This is a genomic window from Pseudomonas frederiksbergensis, assembly GCF_003732275.1.
GTDB classification, from domain to species: Bacteria; Pseudomonadota; Gammaproteobacteria; order Pseudomonadales; family Pseudomonadaceae; genus Aquipseudomonas; species Aquipseudomonas frederiksbergensis_H.
The window spans coordinates 21171-36678 of the sequence record NZ_MOBM01000014.1 but is presented as its reverse complement, the minus strand read 5'-3'; the positions used below and the strand labels follow the sequence as shown (position 1 = coordinate 36678).

General features: G+C 60.2%; 15 protein-coding genes. 13 read left to right on the top strand and 2 right to left on the bottom strand.

The window, feature by feature from the left end:
• The first annotated feature begins 201 nt into the window (after positions 1-201).
• Positions 202-1833 carry a protelomerase family protein gene (locus tag BK662_RS12190; RefSeq protein WP_221179103.1) on the top strand — a complete coding sequence of 544 codons (1632 nt, stop codon included), beginning with the start codon at positions 202-204 and terminating at the stop codon, positions 1831-1833.
• Between the two features lie 280 nt (positions 1834-2113).
• Here the strand turns inward: BK662_RS12190 and BK662_RS12180 are convergent, their stop codons facing one another.
• Together BK662_RS12180 and BK662_RS12175 are read right to left on the bottom strand one after the other, a co-directional pair.
• A complete protein-coding gene (locus tag BK662_RS12180; protein ID WP_123358267.1) occupies positions 2114-5977 on the bottom strand; it encodes a plasmid replication protein, CyRepA1 family in 3864 nt (1287 codons plus the stop codon).
• Between the two features lie 303 nt (positions 5978-6280).
• Positions 6281-6946: a helix-turn-helix domain-containing protein gene (locus BK662_RS12175; RefSeq protein ID WP_123358266.1), complete on the bottom strand. Its 666-nt coding sequence runs from the start codon at positions 6944-6946 to the stop codon at positions 6281-6283.
• A 147-nt stretch (positions 6947-7093) separates the two neighbouring features.
• Between BK662_RS12175 and BK662_RS12170 the strand changes: the two genes are divergently transcribed.
• From BK662_RS12170 to BK662_RS12110, 12 genes are all read left to right on the top strand, one after another.
• A complete protein-coding gene (locus BK662_RS12170; RefSeq protein WP_123358265.1) occupies positions 7094-7696 on the top strand; it encodes a hypothetical protein in 603 nt (200 codons plus the stop codon).
• Positions 7693-8157: a hypothetical protein gene (locus BK662_RS12165; RefSeq protein ID WP_123358264.1), complete on the top strand. Its 465-nt coding sequence runs from the start codon at positions 7693-7695 to the stop codon at positions 8155-8157. The genes BK662_RS12170 and BK662_RS12165 overlap by 4 nt, the downstream gene beginning before the upstream one ends.
• Positions 8154-8396 carry a hypothetical protein gene (locus BK662_RS12160; RefSeq protein WP_123358263.1) on the top strand — a complete coding sequence of 81 codons (243 nt, stop codon included), beginning with the start codon at positions 8154-8156 and terminating at the stop codon, positions 8394-8396. Before BK662_RS12165 ends, BK662_RS12160 begins: the two co-directional genes overlap by 4 nt.
• Positions 8397-8627: 231 nt before the next feature.
• On the top strand, positions 8628-9458 hold the full coding sequence (locus BK662_RS12150) for a bacteriophage antitermination protein Q (RefSeq protein ID WP_123358261.1): 831 nt from the start codon (positions 8628-8630) through the stop codon (positions 9456-9458).
• Between the two features lie 18 nt (positions 9459-9476).
• Positions 9477-9845, top strand: a complete 369-nt coding sequence (locus tag BK662_RS12145) for a hypothetical protein (protein WP_123358260.1) — start codon at positions 9477-9479, stop codon at positions 9843-9845.
• A 322-nt stretch (positions 9846-10167) separates the two neighbouring features.
• Positions 10168-10671, top strand: a complete 504-nt coding sequence (locus BK662_RS12135) for a hypothetical protein (protein ID WP_123358258.1) — start codon at positions 10168-10170, stop codon at positions 10669-10671.
• Between the two features lie 196 nt (positions 10672-10867).
• On the top strand, positions 10868-11131 hold the full coding sequence (locus BK662_RS34780; RefSeq protein ID WP_185047119.1) for a hypothetical protein: 264 nt from the start codon (positions 10868-10870) through the stop codon (positions 11129-11131).
• Positions 11128-11676 carry a glycoside hydrolase family protein gene (locus tag BK662_RS12130; RefSeq protein ID WP_185047118.1) on the top strand — a complete coding sequence of 183 codons (549 nt, stop codon included), beginning with the start codon at positions 11128-11130 and terminating at the stop codon, positions 11674-11676. Before BK662_RS34780 ends, BK662_RS12130 begins: the two co-directional genes overlap by 4 nt.
• Positions 11673-12176 carry a hypothetical protein gene (locus tag BK662_RS12125; RefSeq protein WP_123358256.1) on the top strand — a complete coding sequence of 168 codons (504 nt, stop codon included), beginning with the start codon at positions 11673-11675 and terminating at the stop codon, positions 12174-12176. Before BK662_RS12130 ends, BK662_RS12125 begins: the two co-directional genes overlap by 4 nt.
• Positions 12177-12190: 14 nt before the next feature.
• A complete protein-coding gene (locus BK662_RS12120; protein WP_123358255.1) occupies positions 12191-12670 on the top strand; it encodes a Gp49 family protein in 480 nt (159 codons plus the stop codon).
• Positions 12671-12913: 243 nt separating this feature from the next.
• Positions 12914-13486, top strand: a complete 573-nt coding sequence (locus tag BK662_RS12115) for a terminase small subunit (RefSeq protein ID WP_123358254.1) — start codon at positions 12914-12916, stop codon at positions 13484-13486.
• 25 nt (positions 13487-13511) lie between these two features.
• On the top strand, positions 13512-15479 hold the full coding sequence (locus tag BK662_RS12110) for a terminase gpA endonuclease subunit (protein ID WP_123358253.1): 1968 nt from the start codon (positions 13512-13514) through the stop codon (positions 15477-15479).
• The last annotated feature ends 29 nt before the right edge of the window (positions 15480-15508 follow it).

Here is a 15508-nt window from a genome sequence, read left to right as displayed (position 1 = left end):
TGCCCAATATAGAGCTATGCTATGCGTGTATATTGGGCAATGGGTGTATAGCGGCGGGGATTGGGCAATGGGTGTACATTGATGCGGGCAATGGGTGTATGCAATGGCGGGCAATGGGTGTATATTTGCTGATATCGGTTTGCGGGCTATGGGTGTATAGCTGGCGACCTTCTATTCTTCCTTAGGGCAATGGGTGTATATATGGGCGACGAACTGATGAAAGGTGATGAAATGCAGCCAGACCAGGAGCGCGAAAGCTTTGGCAATTACGGCGGGGCCACTCGCCAGAAAATCGATCTTCCCCCTTTGATCGACAAGCTGATCGCCGATATTCAGCAGATCGACTCAGACCCTCATATGTCGCGCAGCAAGAAAACTCAGCGGATAACGCGAGTGGCTGAGAGCCTTAAAAAGCGCCTGTATGAGGACAAGCGTCGCAACGAAGATGACAAATTGAAGGCGTCGACCTATCGCCGATATTTGACCCTCGTTCGCAAGGCTGTCACTGCGCAGAACTGGCGCCATCACGGGCTTGAGGAGTCCGCTCGGCGCTTGGCAAAGCATTACCCACGCTACGCCGAGCAGCTGCACGCGCTGGCCGAAATGCAAAACATCACAGAGCTACGCCTTGCACACCGTGAGCTGCTGAATCAAGTTCGCCAGGATCGCGACCTAGATGCTTATGACGCCATCCAGGCGATGAAACTCGACCACGAAGTAATGCGGCACCTGGTGCTGCCTGCAGCGACAAAAGTAGAGCTTGCAACTCAGGCCGCCGCCACGCTTGAGAAGCGCGCAACCAACACGATCGAGGTCAACTATTACCAGTTCATTGATACCGCAAACGGGCTGCTGACCCACGCCGAGATCGGTGGTGATGGCTTGCCTGTGCAGCGGTTCTCGGCGCTGGCGCTTGGGCTTGCGATGGTTACCGGGCGCCGTGAGGTTGAGGTTCTGGCGCTCGGTCGCTTCAAAAAAGTCGGCGAGTTTGAGCTCGAATTTAGCGGCCAAGCCAAGCGCCGCGGCGGCGTCGACTACAGCTCGAGCTATCGAATCTATAGCCTGATCCCCGCCGACCAGGTGCTCGCGGCCGTCGAACGGTTGCGGGCATTGCCCGAGGTGCTCGAGCTGCAGCACCTGGACAACACCGAAATCAATCGCCGCGTCGCAAAAACCCTAAACACCACGGCCAAGCGTGTGTTTGGCGGCGAGGGTTGGGTATTCAAAGACAGCCGCGCCATATGGGCTCGAATCGTTTTCGAGACCCATTTCACGCGAGACGCTCGCTGGAAAACAGTTAACGAAACGGTGTTCTGGCGCGAAATGTTGGGCCATGAGGACATGGACACTCAGGAAAGCTACAAGGCCTTCAAGATCACCTATACCAACGAAGCGCCGGCCGAGCCGGTGAGCAAGTACGCCAGCCGCCTCGAGGCGCTCGAGGCGCTCGACGAGCAAGCCGCTGGCGGTGTCGCTTCGCAGCGCATTCATGAATGGGTGAAAAAGGCTGTAGCTGCAGCGCCTGATGTCCTGATCTCGCAGAAAGCGATCTCGGTTAACGTGGGCAGTCACCGCCAGGCGATCAAGGATTATCTGTCGATGGCCAGCGAGGCCCTTGCCACCCCGAACCGCCCTGCTCGAGCGGTTGCGCCGGCTGTTCCGGCAGAGGTGGCGAATGCTAGACCGAGAGTCTCGGTGCTCGAGATCTCGGAGGGTCGTTTCGTTGCTGTGGCCAAGCTAAATGGCGTCGAGATCGCCAGAGCAGAGGGTGACAGCAGAGAAGAGGCTCAAAGGGCTTTGTTCGAAGCCGCGAGCGGTAAAACCACTGCCTGACATGGCGTCAAATCTTCTGCCGGGATCAAGCGTCCCGGCAGAACGTCCTGATTTTCCCCGCCTCTGAGCTCTGTATCAGCCTCCTCTATCTGCTCGAGCGCTGTCGCGATCATGTCGAGCAGCTCCCCTCTAGTTGCTTCCATTCCGGCCTTCGTGGCCATGCTGAGCGCCGATTTGGCGCGGCTCAGTTTAGCGGACGCTCTGTCCATTTTTTCTTGGCACTGCAAGGTGAATCCCTCCCCTTTGTTCCTATCGATGTGTAATTGCCATCACTGTCTATCTAAACAGTATAACGCGCCTGTGGTCGAAGTAGCTTCGCCGCATATCCGAGCATCCATTTCAGAGTGCTGAATTCCTCCCCTGGGTTCGCCATCCGACGCACGACCCTCGGATCGATCGCCCCCACCAGCTGCACAACTGGCGTGCCGGGGGGGAGCTCGCAAAGCGAAGCAAAAGCGAATACTCGTTCTGCTACTTCCAAGGGATACTTTTCAACTGTGCTTACACCCTCTACCTGCAAAGTGTCACTGCCCGTCGCGCCCGCTGTAATCGGGGCGTGCTGCGCTTTGGGGGCTTCTGCGAGCTCCTCAGGGGCCAGCAGGGGCTGGTGCGTGGTTTCGTGGTCATGGGTGGTCAGGGAATGGACGTTTTTGGCTGCACGGCGCTGTACGTAGCCCATAACGAACGCCCAATTATCCATGTTGAGGCCAAAAAGAACCTGCCCGTTCGTCTTACGCTTTTTCGTGACCAGTCCGAGGCGCTCGAGGATCGACTTTACGACCGTAGTTGCGCAGACCTTCGCGTTGAGGCTTGCGACTGGTCGGCCGAGCTTCAGCGCGTTGTACAGATCTAGCGTTGCCTGATCGCGCTTGAGCAGCTCCAGCACCTGGCGACACTGCAGGCTGTTGAATTCACCAGTTCCCGAATGACGATCCAGGGTGAGGATTTCGAAAATCTGTTTCAGCAGCGCGTGCGCTGGGGTTTTGAAGCGGTGTTGAGTGATGACTACCCGCGCCTTGCGTTGGGCCAAGTCGTAGGCCTTCGCCTGAGATTCGTCAGCCTGCAGCAGCTCGAGCTGCACGACCTTGGCAATCCCCCGATTGTCATAGAACGCGACGTCGTCGGCGCGGATCTCGTCAACGCCGAGCTGGTGCTCGATGTGATAGCGATCGACCTGGGCGCTTTCCGCCTCGCTGCGGACTTCTTGACGATTGAGCTTGAGGAAAGCCTCCTCGGTCGGTGTCTCGACGCTGTCGATCAGATCCATACGCTTGGCAAACACCAGTTCGCCCGCGAACTTGCGGTTTTTGCGCGAAATGTCGGTCAGGTCGTCAATGGTCTGAGGATCGATCGCCAAGCGCTGCACCTGGTAACCCTCGCCGGAGAGCATCAGCAGCAGGTTGTTCGCAAAGCTGTTGCGCGCCTTGTTCTCAGAGGTGACGGTCGACAGCCAGATTTTGTCGAAAGCGGTCTTTTTGCGGGTCAGGCGGAATTCTTCGGGCGTCTCCTGGAACTGGCAGACCAGATCCTCGGCGACCAATAAGCCCCGATAAAGCGACTCAGGGTCGGTTTCACGCTGGCCGGAGGTGTGGCCAATGCCTACGACGTAATGTCGGGCGGTACGGTCGCGGCGCAACATCTGGACAGCGTCGGACGGGCCGACAGTGTTCCCGCTGAACAGGCCGAAATGGTGTTCGAAATGGGGCGTCGTCATGGATACGCCGGAGCTGATAGCCGGCGAGTAGATCAGCACGTCGTACTTGAGTGCCTCCTCGTTCGGGTTGCGCAAAAACTCCTCGACGTCGGGGTCGGCCTTGCTGTCGGCGTGAACCAGGAGCATGCGAACCGGTGCGATCTCCTCCTCGCTGACCTTGGCCTCGATCAGAGCGGCCATTTTCTTGGCCGATTCGGCCGAGTCGTTGGCGACCAGCACGCGCCGGCCGGCGCAGATCTGATCGATCGCCAGTTGCCAGACCGTCTCGTCGTCGCCGTGGTCAACCCGGATATGGTCGGTCGTGCCGACGATATCCAGAACGGTGATGACTTCACCAGGGCGTGCAATCTCGCAAAATTCGATTACACCGTCGTTGGCGTCGGCGTCGCAGAGCAGGACGCGTTTTGCGGCCGCGACGGCCTCGATCAGAGAGTCGAGCACGCGCACACGCCCCTCAACTGGGCCGGTCGTGGTGTGGCGGATCACCTGGGAGGCCTCGTCGATGCAGAGCGTTTCAAGGGTAGTGAACCAGCTGCGCTCCTCGGCGTTGTAGAACTTCGGTGCGGTCAGGCTGTTGACGCAGCAGGCCATGTGCGACACCCACGGCATCTGGCGGGCGGTAACCAGCTGATAGTGCTCGACGTTGAGGCGAGCGGCGGCGTCTTCCAGGAGCGAGATCCGGTGCGCGATATAGGCGGCTTTCGTCGAGGCTTTCATCAGCGGCGCGATCAGCTTCTCGGTTTTGCCCGACCCCATCGGAGCGCGGACAACGATCACACCCTCGAGGCTTTCGACCAGGTCAGCCATGTGCGCCGGCAGCTCAATGCCGCCGTGCTCGGCGCGCACGCCTTCGATTTTCATGTAACGAACGTTCGGGTTTGCCAGCGCCTTGACCGAAAAGCCGCGTAGTTGCTGGGCCTGATTGACCTTCTGGCGGCAGATCCAGTGCGCCAGACTGCGCATTTTCGCGTGCAGGGCAACGGGGGTGCTTGGGTGCAGGTTCTCGATCACACGGCCGACGACCTCGTCGACGCTGTATTTGATCGGCACCAGGAGCAGGCCGGCGTTAACCGCCATCTTGGCCGCTTTCTCTACCCGATCCTTGCCGCCGCTGTGAGCCAGGCGCTGCAGGCAGTAGCTAAACCAGTCCTTTTCGGCCCGGTGCATGCTGTCGCGTGCGTGCAGCGCCTTGGCGGTCGACTTCAGCCCGTAGCGACAGTGGTAGTCGTTCCAGTCCGTGGGGCCTTTGCCGGTTTCCCTGGCCTTGGCCACCTCGTCGAGGCTCATTGATTCGAAAGTCGGAACGGTGGCGACGTGCTGCAGGTCGCGGTGAATCTCCAGCGCAGCGAGCATGCCGGCGTTGCCGGCGTCTTTCCATTGGTCATTGTCGGCGGCGTTGAGGAAACGCCAGCCCGGGTAAAACTTGTCGTAGATGCGCAGTACCTTGACCAGGTTGTCGACGTTGAACGCGACGACCACGGCGATGTTGCGGCCGGCCTCGAGCTCGGCTAGGTAAACGCTGGCGCCAGTCGCGAAGCCTTCGACCGAGATCCGGATCTCGGCGGTTTCGATATCGCCGAAAATGCAGTGGGCACCGTCCATCTTGACGCCCGTGCCCTGCAGCTTTTTGTCGTCGTACAGGCGCTGCAGGCCGAGGAATTGGCCGTGGATATTGAGCAACGGAACGGCCGTGAAAACACCGTGACTGTCACGCATACGCTTCATTTTGAAGCGTGACGCGATGGCGCCGATCTGCTTTTTCTGCAGGTAAGGCGCGCTACCGTCCTCGTCGCCGATCACCTCGACAAAGCCGCGAGCAATGAAGGTGGTGCGGTCTTTGCGAGTGCCCTCGTATTCGAATTCCCCGCGCTCGCCGGTCAGCCAGGCATTTTTGTAGGCAGAAAATTCGCCCTGGATACGCTCCTCGCGGATGCGTTGCGCCGCTTCCTCAGCGGCCTGGCGGGCCTCACGCTCGAGGCGTTTGGCTTCTTGTTTCGCCAAAAACTCGCGGTCGCGCTCGCTGGTATCGATCCCTTTTTCGCGCTGGTACAGATCGAGTAGGGCTGTGAAGCCAGACCAGTACGAAGGCGACGCGGCGTTGTTGCTGAACGTCAGGGCCGGGTATTCGATCGCCGCCAGTGCAGGGCGTGTATCGGTCGCGGGCTTGGGGTCGGTTTTCTTGAGCTCGCCCCATACCATGACCTTGCCGTCGTAGCGGCTGTCGGTGGTGAGGATCTTCGCTTTTGAGTAGGCCTTGAAGCGTTCGCCGTTGAGACGAACCAGGCCGCGCACCGATGACCAGTTGACGAACGCGTCAGCCGCGGCTGCGGAAATATCAGCGTCAAAGAAATCAAGCAGGCTGTACGGATCGGAGTTAAACCGCTCCTGGTAGTAGGCTTCCAGCCCAGCGCCCTTTTGTACGTTTGTCATTTTGTCCCTTTGGTCAAAAGTACAAAGGTGAAAAAGTACAAACGATTGACGTCCGTATACACGGGTCTAAACTGGGCACTGAACGGCAAAGTTCGAGTAGTAAGTCGTGTTACCTGCCCGCTAAAACAGATAACCGATTGCACCAGTAGACACCGCAAGGTGTGCGTCTATCGCGAAGGCCGGGGGGTTGCTAAAGCCCCCCGGCCTTTGTCTTTTCCAGCTTTGAAAAAAAATAGCTCGTTAGCGGGTAGCCCCGCTACTTTACGTCGTCCACTCTATATTTAGAAGACTGACGTGCTCTTTTTATAGAACTCCCCCTTTGTCGAACGCCGCACGAAGGCCGACGACGACACCTATCACCTCGAATGTATCACCCACCTGTTGCATGGGAAACTGCGGATTCAGCGACCTGAGCCAGTACGCCGAGCCATCAAGTGTCAATTTCTTGAACACTGGTGCGCTCGGGTCGCCTAGGTGGCCCACGATAAAGTCATTGGCAAGTGCCTTGCGGCCAGGGTCGACGAAGATCGTATAGCCAGCCGGGAAGCTGATCCCACTCGGGGCTTGCATGCTTTCATCACGAACCTTTAGGGCGAAGACTTTGCCCGAAGGTGTATCGGTTGGCATGACCCATGACGAACCGGCCGGAAGGCGTCTAGGATCAGGGTTTGCAGCCCATTTTGCGGCTTGATCCCACGGCACTACTGGCACGCGTTGAGCGTGCTCGGTGGGGGCCTCAAAGGCTGTCGGATCTCTCGCCTCGCGTAGCAAAACGTCGACGGTTGTTCCGAGGCCCTTCGCGAGCGCTTCGGCGACGTAGACGCTAGGCGCCATGTCTTTGGTTTCGAGGGTCGCTAAATGCCCGGTTGACATCTCAATATGAGACGCCTCGACCAGGCGCTGTAACGACCATCCAAGGGCTTGCCGCCTCTTCCGTATCGCGGAGCCGATTGTTGAGTCGCGTTGCATGGTTCCCTCTCCTTTTCCCGTAATTATTGTCCCTTCTGGATGCTTAGCGGCACCACTCGTTATTTAGTAATTTTGTTTGCATTTTCACTCTAAATATAGAGAATGTGGTTAGAGCCACATGCGACCGTATTTACAGGGAAAGGTGCTATGACCATGCGAACTGAAAGGGATGTACTCGTCGATCAGACTAGCCGATGGTTCGCCCATTCGGATTGGTCACTCGAGCGTTTTGCAAGCGAACGCCTGGCGCCAGCACTGGCTGATGCCCGCCTGATTGAACCGCTTGAAACGCCCGAGGACGTCGAGACGTACCAGAAGGTACGCAAGGCCTGGGCGACCCGTGTGTCGCGCATCTTTCACGAAACGCAGCCCTTCCCGCTCGAATGGAAATGGGTTTGGTTGTCCTGCCTGCCTCCTGAGTACCAGCAAGCCGCGCGGCACCAGCTGCTGGCTATGGCTGGATGCTTCGACGTTCGCATACCAACACTTGCCGGCCTGGTCGGCCCTTCGGTCGCCTTGTCCAACCTTGGCGAGGTCACGAGGTCGATCGGCGATTTCATCGCGGCAACCGAGCCGGCGCACGACGGAAAATATGACAGCAGTGATGATCCGGCGGCCGTTGATCGGATGCTTGAGGAAGGCGCCGAAGCTATTTCACTGATGTTTAACGAAATGATCGCGCTATCGACCGGCACCGGCCGGCCGTTGCCGATGCTGCTTCTGGCTCACTTGAGAGGTGAGTCGGCATGAGTGCAGCCCTGCGCCTGGTCAGCTCGATTGCAGAGTCTGACGTTATCCCTACTGATAAAGAGGCCCTGGCCGAGCGCTTCGGCGCTGTGCCAGGCGAGAGCAAGGCCGACAAGGTCAAGCGTCAGAACCGCGAACGCCAGCAGAAAAAGCGTCTGCGCGATGCGCAGGCCAAGCTCAAGGCTGAGGCGTTCCATCTGCCGGCGATCACCTTCTACGGTGGAACCGTGCAGGCGATGATCGATGTGTGCAAGGCCGGCGGGTTCGAAGAATCAGCCGAGGCCCTGACGCTGCTGGCTCACGGCGGCGCCCGCCTTGCAGGGAAAGATCCTCAGGCGTTCGCGGCCCTCCTCGCTCCCGTGTTGGCCGCGCTGGCCCTCGCCGGGGCAGATCTGGCAAAGCGTGACCGTCACGCTTTCGAGTTGCTGATCGCGCCACCGTCACGCAAGGGGGCCGAGGAATGAAGTCGGTTCGCCTGTTCAATGTTGCGGGTGGTCAGTCTGTCCTGGTGCTCGAGCTCCCTCGCCGTCAGGGCCTCTCCGAGGCTCGCGTCGTGGTGAAAGCAGCGTCGCAGAACAAAGTGCATGACCTTCATTTCAACGAGCCGGCCGATTGCGCCGCGTTCGTCCATTCGTTTAACCAGAAGAACGCAGGCATGGCAGTTGCTCGCTTGCTGCAGGGTGGGGGTTCGCGTGTTTGCTGATGTTTCCAGTGGCCTCGAGCTGCGCCAAGACGACGCGATCGCTCGCGCGTTCCAGGTCGACGACTTTCTGCAGGCTGGTCTGATGGCTCAGCGTCTTTGTGGTGCCTGTGGTCGCCCGATCAGTGACGCGCGTCTGGCCCTGAGGCCGAATGCGACCCGTTGCTCGATGTGCATAGACAACCACACTCTGGCCAGGAATCACCGCCTAAGTCTTGCGTGGAAGCGCAAGGCATGACGGCCCGCGAATCCTTCTCGCTCGAGATCCGCCACCCGTTCTCGCCCGTCGACGACCTTGAGTGCTGGGTGCTGCTGCCTGGCCCCTGCTCGCGCCCGGTCGTTCGCCGTCGCGATGCCGTTCCTGCAGGGCCAACGGCTCAGGATCTGGTGTGGCTGCGCGATTGGCTGCTGTTCGCCTACTTGGCGCCCACCGGTTACCGCGAAACTGAGCGCCCGCCTGAGCCGGACGGCGTCGGGGTGATTGAGACGGGGCGCCTGCGCGACGCATTCCCGCGCCAGCGCGCCAGCGTCCTCGCTGAGTGCCCTCTCGAGGGTGAGGACGAGGCGAAAAATCTGCCCTTTGACTACGTGGCCGCCTTGGCCAGGGATACCACTCGGGTGACCTGCAGCGAGACACGGAAAAAGAAAAAAAGCGCGATCCCGCTCGGGCCTACGGCGTTTGAGGACGCGCACCTGGTGCGAACGGTGGCCACGCTCCCGACGGAGCTGAGCCGATGGGTGCGTTACGCCTACGCCGATTCGCTCGAGTGGGACGACGAGGCGGGCTGCGTGGTGCTGCTGTGGTCGCGCGTGCAGTCTCAGCTCGGAAAGATGCAGGCCAAGACGCTGCAGCGTGCCAAGGGCCTCGCCCACTTGGCTGTGCAACATCACAAGTTTTTGAAGAACACCGGAACGCCTCGCTACGACGGCCCCGAGCTGTCGATCCTCCTGGGCGTCACTGAGGTGAACTATCGCCAGCATTGGGCCGCCCGTTGGGATGCCATGCAATCGGCTCTCGATGGGCTCGACACTGAGGCGCTGTCGGCGCTCTGGAAGAAACTTTAATCAACGTGGGGTGTGCAAATGTTCGGATTCTGGAAGCGGCGTCGATTGGCTCGCGAGCAAGCGGCCGAGGCTCAGCGCAAAAAGCTGCGAGATCAGGCGGTGCAGACTGATCGACTGGAGCGGATCGCGGCTCGCCAGTCAGGTGTGCCGTCCTCGAGCGGTCATTCTGCGCCTGTCCTGGTGCAGCACGATCCGCTGCATCCATTGAATCCGCTATCGCCGCTGAGTGGGGTTTCGATTGGCTATGTCTCGCCGGAGCCGGTGCGCGAAACCTGCTCGCCGGTTGTTTCGGACGATTCCTGGAGCCGCCCCAGTGATTCGGCGTACACCTGCAGTGTGCCGACTTATGAGCCGAGCCCGAGCAGCTACGAACCGGCGAGCTACTGACTGTGACGGCGCGGCTCTGCCAGCACTGCAGCGTAGCGCCCGAGCGGCGCCACCAGGAGAGCACCGGGCTGGTTATGTGGATCTGCCAGGTCTGCAATAATCGAGGCGATGCGGCTCCGAGTGAGGCCCGTGCTCTGGCGAGCTGGGATCTGGTCAATGACCCTGAGTTTCCACTGCACACCTGCAAGGCGCTGGGCGTGGCCAGATTCTTTGCCAGGGCTGGGCGCTGGGGCTCTCGTTGCCCGTGCTGCGACTTCGTCGACGAGGGTTACGCCACTATCGAAGGCGCGCGGGCCGGCTGGGCTCGCGCCGTGAGGTGACAATGAAAAAGCTGCTGATTACTGGCTGTAATGATCGCAATATGTGGTACTCGGGGCTGGTGGGCAAAGAGGTGCCTTTCCTGCGCGAGGAGCACGATGCGTTCATGAGTCGCGAGCCGGCTGGGTTCGTGAACTTTGTGCGCAAGGCTGACGGTCGGCTCGTTGAGGATGATGTGCAGCCTGTCGGCTTGTTGAAATGGTCAGAAGTACAAAAGGCCATTAGTACAAAAGGCGTGACGAATTTCCTCGGGCATCCGGTGGTGGCCGATCCAACTATGCCGCCCCACCAGATGCGGCTGGTTAACCGGTCTGGATATCCTGCGGTGATGGTCTACGGATCTGCGCAGGAATGGGCAGAGTCGCGCCGCGAGCTAGGCCCGCAAGATGCGGAGCCTCTTGAATGGATTCACCCTGATAGGGCTGCGGCTATGACGCTCCTCGAGGAGGATCTCCTGCGCCGGCTGGGCTTTGGACAAAGGTACAAAGGGGCAATAGTGCAAAAGTGAAAATGCCCCTTGCAAAAGTAACGCGAAAAAGGGTACTTTAACCACTCTGCGATACATCCCACAAAAGCCCGCCACTAGAGCGGGCTTTTGCGTTTCCGGGATTCGCAAAAATGAGAGGCGCTGCCTCTTTGCAGGATCGATCCTGCGCTCTCAAACCCCGCCACTGTGCGGGGTTTTCTATTTCAGGACGCCGCTTGTGGAAGACGGAAAACTATCGCTGCTCAGCCTGGCCAAGGCTGAGGGGGCGAAGGTCGCGCCCATGGGCGGCGGCTTGCTGATTTATGGCTTGACCTATCAAGAATGGACGATCCGCCTGATGGCGTTTTATGCGCTGTTCCTGGTCGTCGACAGCATTGGTCGGAAGTGGGTTTACCCGATCGTCAAACTCGCCTGGTCGTTCGCCTGGTCGCGCTTTCGAAAGCCAGACCAGGCGCCGGGAGATCCCGGGGGCCAGCAATGACACTCCTGCAGCGAATTGTCGCTGCTGTGACGTTTTCGCTCGCCGCTGCTGGCTTCACGGTGAACGAGACGGGCCTGCCGGCGCCGGTCGAGCGGGCCGCCATCATGGCGGCGCTGCTTGTGATGACGCCGGAAATGGAAGGCACGGTTTACGAGGCCTACCCCGACACCGGGGGCGTATGGACGATTTGCACCGGTCACACGCTTGGCGTCCGTCGTGGCGACGAGGCCAGTCCGGCGCAGTGCGCGGCCTACCTGCGGGCAGATCTCGGCGAGGCGGTTGATTTTGTGATGCGTGAGGTGCCAAGCGCCTCGCTGTTCCAGAAAATCGCGCTTGCGGACTTTGCTTACAACCTCGGGCTTCGCGCGCTGGCCAAGTCGACGCTACTGCAGTACGCGAAAGCAGGCCTGCACGACCTGGCGGCGAAACAGTTCGGCCGGTGGATGTTCGTAGCCGGCCGGGACTGTCGCCAGCCGAAAAACAACTGCGGCGGCATTCCTGTCCGCCGCGAACTTCAACGTCAGGTTTATATGGTGCGCCCATGAGTCGTATCTACGGGGTCGCTGCTGCGCTCCTGGTCGGCGTGCTGCTGTTCGGCCTCGGCTGGATGGCGCGCGGCGATCATGTCCAGGCGCAGGCAGCACAGGAGCAAAGCGACCGGCTCGCCAAGGCGTTCGCGCAGGGCCAGGCGCTGGGCGTTGTGCGCGACCGGGTCGTCACTCAGTACGTCGATCGTGTCCAGGTAGTCGAAAAGAAGGGCGCCACGATCATTAAGGAGGTTCCGGTTTATGTCTCTGCGAAAGCTGACGCCGCTTGCACTGTCAACGCTGGTTTTGTACGGCTGCACGACTACGCCGCCAGCGGCCAGCCTCTGCCAGCCCCTGATCCTGCCGGCGACGCTGATGCAGCCCCCTCGGGGATTGCGCTCTCTACCGTCGCCGAAACCGTCGCCGGCAATTACACCAGCTGCCAGCAAAACGCCGAGCAGCTGACGCAGCTGCAGGCGTTGCTGCTGCAGTACCAGGGCGCCGCCAAGGCCCCATAACAGGAGTATTCCCTATGAGTGGCGATCAAGCGCTCGAGCAGCAAATCACGGCTTTAGGCCTGACAGCTCCCCGTGTAACTCTCGCACAGATCGAGGCACTGACGCGCAGCCTCAGCTTTCACACTTACGTCATTCCAGGCACGACAACTACAGTCGCGGCCGCGATCGATGCGGCGGGATTCGTCGTCGCGCTGGGCACGTCGTCTTGCGTCAGTCCGGCGAACTTCCACGAAAAGCTGGGTCGCGACGCGGCGATCTCGAAGGCCAAGACGCTGGCAGCGGATGAGCTGTGGAAGCTCGAGGGTTATCGCCTCAGCAAGAACCTTCAGCAAGCCTGCAAGTCCGGCTTGCTCGCCGGTCTTGGCGCTTACGTCAACGAAGGTTTGGGCGGCGATCAATCGTTCGTCGGTGATGTTGCGAGCGGCTTCTGCGCTGAGCTGATGGTGCCCGCGGCCGGCCGCGCGCACCATAATGGTGCAGCCGAAAAGGTTTAGGTACTCCCCCGACCCCTCCCCCTTCACGGGTGACTAACTCGCGGCCTTCGCGCGTGTCGCTTTTTGAAAGTTCAGTCCTTACTTCCGAACTTGAGGCCCCCCTGCCTGCATCGCCAGCCTGACCGCTCGGCCAGGTGCGACGGGGCCTCGACCTACTTCCGCGAGTGGCCAAAGGACAAAAGTCAGAAAGGACTTTTGTACCTTTGTACATTTTCACTTTTGCCCTTTTGAGTCCTTTCTCCCATGGGTCAGATCATCAGTAAAAAACAGCTGGCTGATCTCCTGGGGAAGTCAGAGCGGTGGATCACAAAGCTGATCGAGCAGGGATTGCCCGTCAAAGGTGGCGGCGGCCGTGGGGTTGCCGTTGAGATCGACAGCCAGGCCGCGATCGAGTGGCTGATCCTGCAGGAAGTTCGCCGAGAAATGGGCGACGACGGCGACGACGAGGAGGGGCTCAGTTCCGCGTCAACTGAGGATCGGCTACTCAAGCGCGCCAGGCGCGAAAAGCTGCAGCTTGAAATTGACCAGGTGCGCGGCCGACTGATCCCCAACGAAACGTTCGTCTCTCTAAACACCAGCATCGCGGCCGTGTACGCAACGCAACTCGATGCGCTGCCGAGCCGTTGTGCTGCTGATCTGGCGCTTATCGATGACCCTGCACTTATCCGAGCTCGACTATTTGAAGAAGCGAGGCGAGTCCGAGCAGCTACTGCCGACCGCCTCGAACATCGATCACGTGAGCTCGCTTCGGACGTTGATCGCATCGATTCATTACGCCGCGAAGCTGGTGAAGGCGCCGCCGCCGAGGACGTCTGACGAATGGGCTCGCGACAAGCGAATCATGCCGCCGAGCTCGCCTCGGCCCGGGCCGTTCAATCCTGACGTAAACCCCTACATGTGCCCCGTTTCGTGGGCCTTCGCTCAGCCTTGCTTTGATCGGGTGACATTCATCACGGCAACGCAGATGGGCAAGTCGGTCACGATGGAAAACGTTATCGGCCACCGACTGGACGAAGATCCGACGCCGATCATGTACGTCGCGCCGACCGCGCCGCTGCTCAAAGACGCCGTAGTGCCGAAGTTCGACGACATGTTCGCCGAGTGTGAGTCGCTCCTGGCAAAAATGAACGTGCAGAAATCGACGACGTTCGTGAAGTGGTTTGCAGGGGTGAAGCTGCGTTTCGTTTGGGCCGGCTCGCCTTCTGGTCTGTCGGCTGACTCGGCGGGCTTGATCCTGGTCGACGAGGTCGATCGGATCGTCAACACGGGTGAGGGCTCCACGGTGAGCTTGGTCGAGCGCCGGGGGGATGCCTACGACGGGTCGAAAATTGGTTACACGGCCACGCCAACGCACGGCCGGGTGACCAAGCGCCGGCACGAAAAATCAGGGCTCGAGCATTGGGCTGTAGCCTCGGTTAAGTCGCTCGGTTCGGCGGTCTGGAAGCTCTGGCAGTCAGGCACGCGCCACGAATGGGCGGTGCCGTGCCCTGAGTGCGGCGAATACTTTATCCCCTGGTCGGGGCTGCTCTGGTGGCCAGGTAAAGGCGCGGAGAACGAATGTACTCCTGACGAGGCGCAGCGGGGCGCTCGCCTCACTTGTGGCGCCAGTGGTTGCCAGATCGAAAGCAAGTGGCGCCCCTGGATGAACGAGCGCGGTCGTGCTGTTGCTCCTGGTCAATCGATCAGCCGCGACGGTGAGGTGACAGGCGTTGCGGATACTGCGGGCTCGACTCACTTCACATACGCCGCCTCGGGCCTGTGCTCGTTCTCCTCGAAAAAGACATACGGTGCCCTGGCCAAGGATCTATTGGCGGCGCAGTTGTCGGGCGACCCTGCGGATCTGCTGGCCGTTTACAACACCGGTTTTGGCGAGTGCTACGCGCAGGCCGGCGACGTGCCGACGTGGGATCAGGTCAGGGCCATGTGCTGGGGTTACAAGGCGGGCGAGCTGCTGCTCGAGCCGCTGAAAATCTATTGCACGGTCGACGTTCAAAAGCGGCGCCTTGTTTACGTCGTTCGTGCCTGGTTCGCCGGCATGGGCTCGATGCTCCTCGAGCATGGCGAACTGTGGGGCGATACCGACCAGGACGGCGTATGGGATCAGCTCGGCGATCTGATCGACACCGAGTACGACGGCCATCCGATCAACATGACCGGGATCGACATCGGTTATCGCGATGACCAGGTCTATCGGTTCATCAACGACGGCAACAAAAACAGAGTGATTGCCCTGCGTGGCCGCGATCGTCTCGACAAGCCGTTTCGGAAAGAGATCGTAGAAGTCGACGCCAAGGGCAAGACGCGCAAGCGAGGCGACGCTCGATGGGCTTTCGATTCGCCGTTCGCCAAACGCTGGGTACACGGCCGCTTCAACCGCGAGGACACCCGCACGGGCTGGTGGCTGCTGCACCAGCAAGTAACCGAGGGCTACTGCAAAGAGGTAGTGGGCGAGGAGTGGCGCGAGGCTCAGGGGACGTTCGTCAAAGTAGGCGAAAACCACGCCCTGGACTGCGAGGCAATGCAATACATCATGGCCCTGCGGGACAAGTTGCAGCGCAGAAAGACAGGCGCTCTGACCCGAGTTCAGCTATTCGACGCCGTAAATGCTGGGCCGATGGCGACGCCAGCGGATGACCAGGTCGAGGAAGTTGATCCGGATGACCAGGTCGAAGATCTGGAGCCGGAAACTGCGCCTGCTCAAGCTCGAGCACGCTCCCCTCGATCAGCGCCTCCCGCTGAGCCTGTCGCACCTGGAGAGGAGCCGCGCAAAAAGCGGCCTCGATTCAGGGTCAAGAAAGCAACCCGGTAGGGCGCCAGGCGCCCGCCATTTCTGCGAGA

Excerpts from the sequence above, each read along its gene's own strand:
- BK662_RS12120 (WP_123358255.1), top strand. The coding sequence starts at position 12,191 with ATGAGTGGCGATCAAGCGCTCGAGCAGCAAATCACGGCTTTAGGCCTG.
- BK662_RS12135 (WP_123358258.1), top strand. The coding sequence starts at position 10,168 with ATGAAAAAGCTGCTGATTACTGGCTGTAATGATCGCAATATGTGGTAC.
- BK662_RS12190 (WP_221179103.1), top strand. The coding sequence starts at position 202 with ATGGGCGACGAACTGATGAAAGGTGATGAAATGCAGCCAGACCAGGAG.
- BK662_RS12165 (WP_123358264.1), top strand. The coding sequence starts at position 7,693 with ATGAGTGCAGCCCTGCGCCTGGTCAGCTCGATTGCAGAGTCTGACGTT.
- BK662_RS12145 (WP_123358260.1), top strand. The coding sequence starts at position 9,477 with ATGTTCGGATTCTGGAAGCGGCGTCGATTGGCTCGCGAGCAAGCGGCC.
- BK662_RS12150 (WP_123358261.1), top strand. The coding sequence starts at position 8,628 with ATGACGGCCCGCGAATCCTTCTCGCTCGAGATCCGCCACCCGTTCTCG.
- BK662_RS12170 (WP_123358265.1), top strand. The coding sequence starts at position 7,094 with ATGACCATGCGAACTGAAAGGGATGTACTCGTCGATCAGACTAGCCGA.
- BK662_RS12125 (WP_123358256.1), top strand. The coding sequence starts at position 11,673 with ATGAGTCGTATCTACGGGGTCGCTGCTGCGCTCCTGGTCGGCGTGCTG.
- BK662_RS12160 (WP_123358263.1), top strand. The coding sequence starts at position 8,154 with ATGAAGTCGGTTCGCCTGTTCAATGTTGCGGGTGGTCAGTCTGTCCTG.
- BK662_RS12175 (WP_123358266.1), bottom strand. The coding sequence starts at position 6,946 with ATGCAACGCGACTCAACAATCGGCTCCGCGATACGGAAGAGGCGGCAA.
- BK662_RS12115 (WP_123358254.1), top strand. The coding sequence starts at position 12,914 with ATGGGTCAGATCATCAGTAAAAAACAGCTGGCTGATCTCCTGGGGAAG.
- BK662_RS12130 (WP_185047118.1), top strand. The coding sequence starts at position 11,128 with ATGACACTCCTGCAGCGAATTGTCGCTGCTGTGACGTTTTCGCTCGCC.
- BK662_RS12180 (WP_123358267.1), bottom strand. The coding sequence starts at position 5,977 with ATGACAAACGTACAAAAGGGCGCTGGGCTGGAAGCCTACTACCAGGAG.
- BK662_RS12110 (WP_123358253.1), top strand. The coding sequence starts at position 13,512 with ATGCCGCCGAGCTCGCCTCGGCCCGGGCCGTTCAATCCTGACGTAAAC.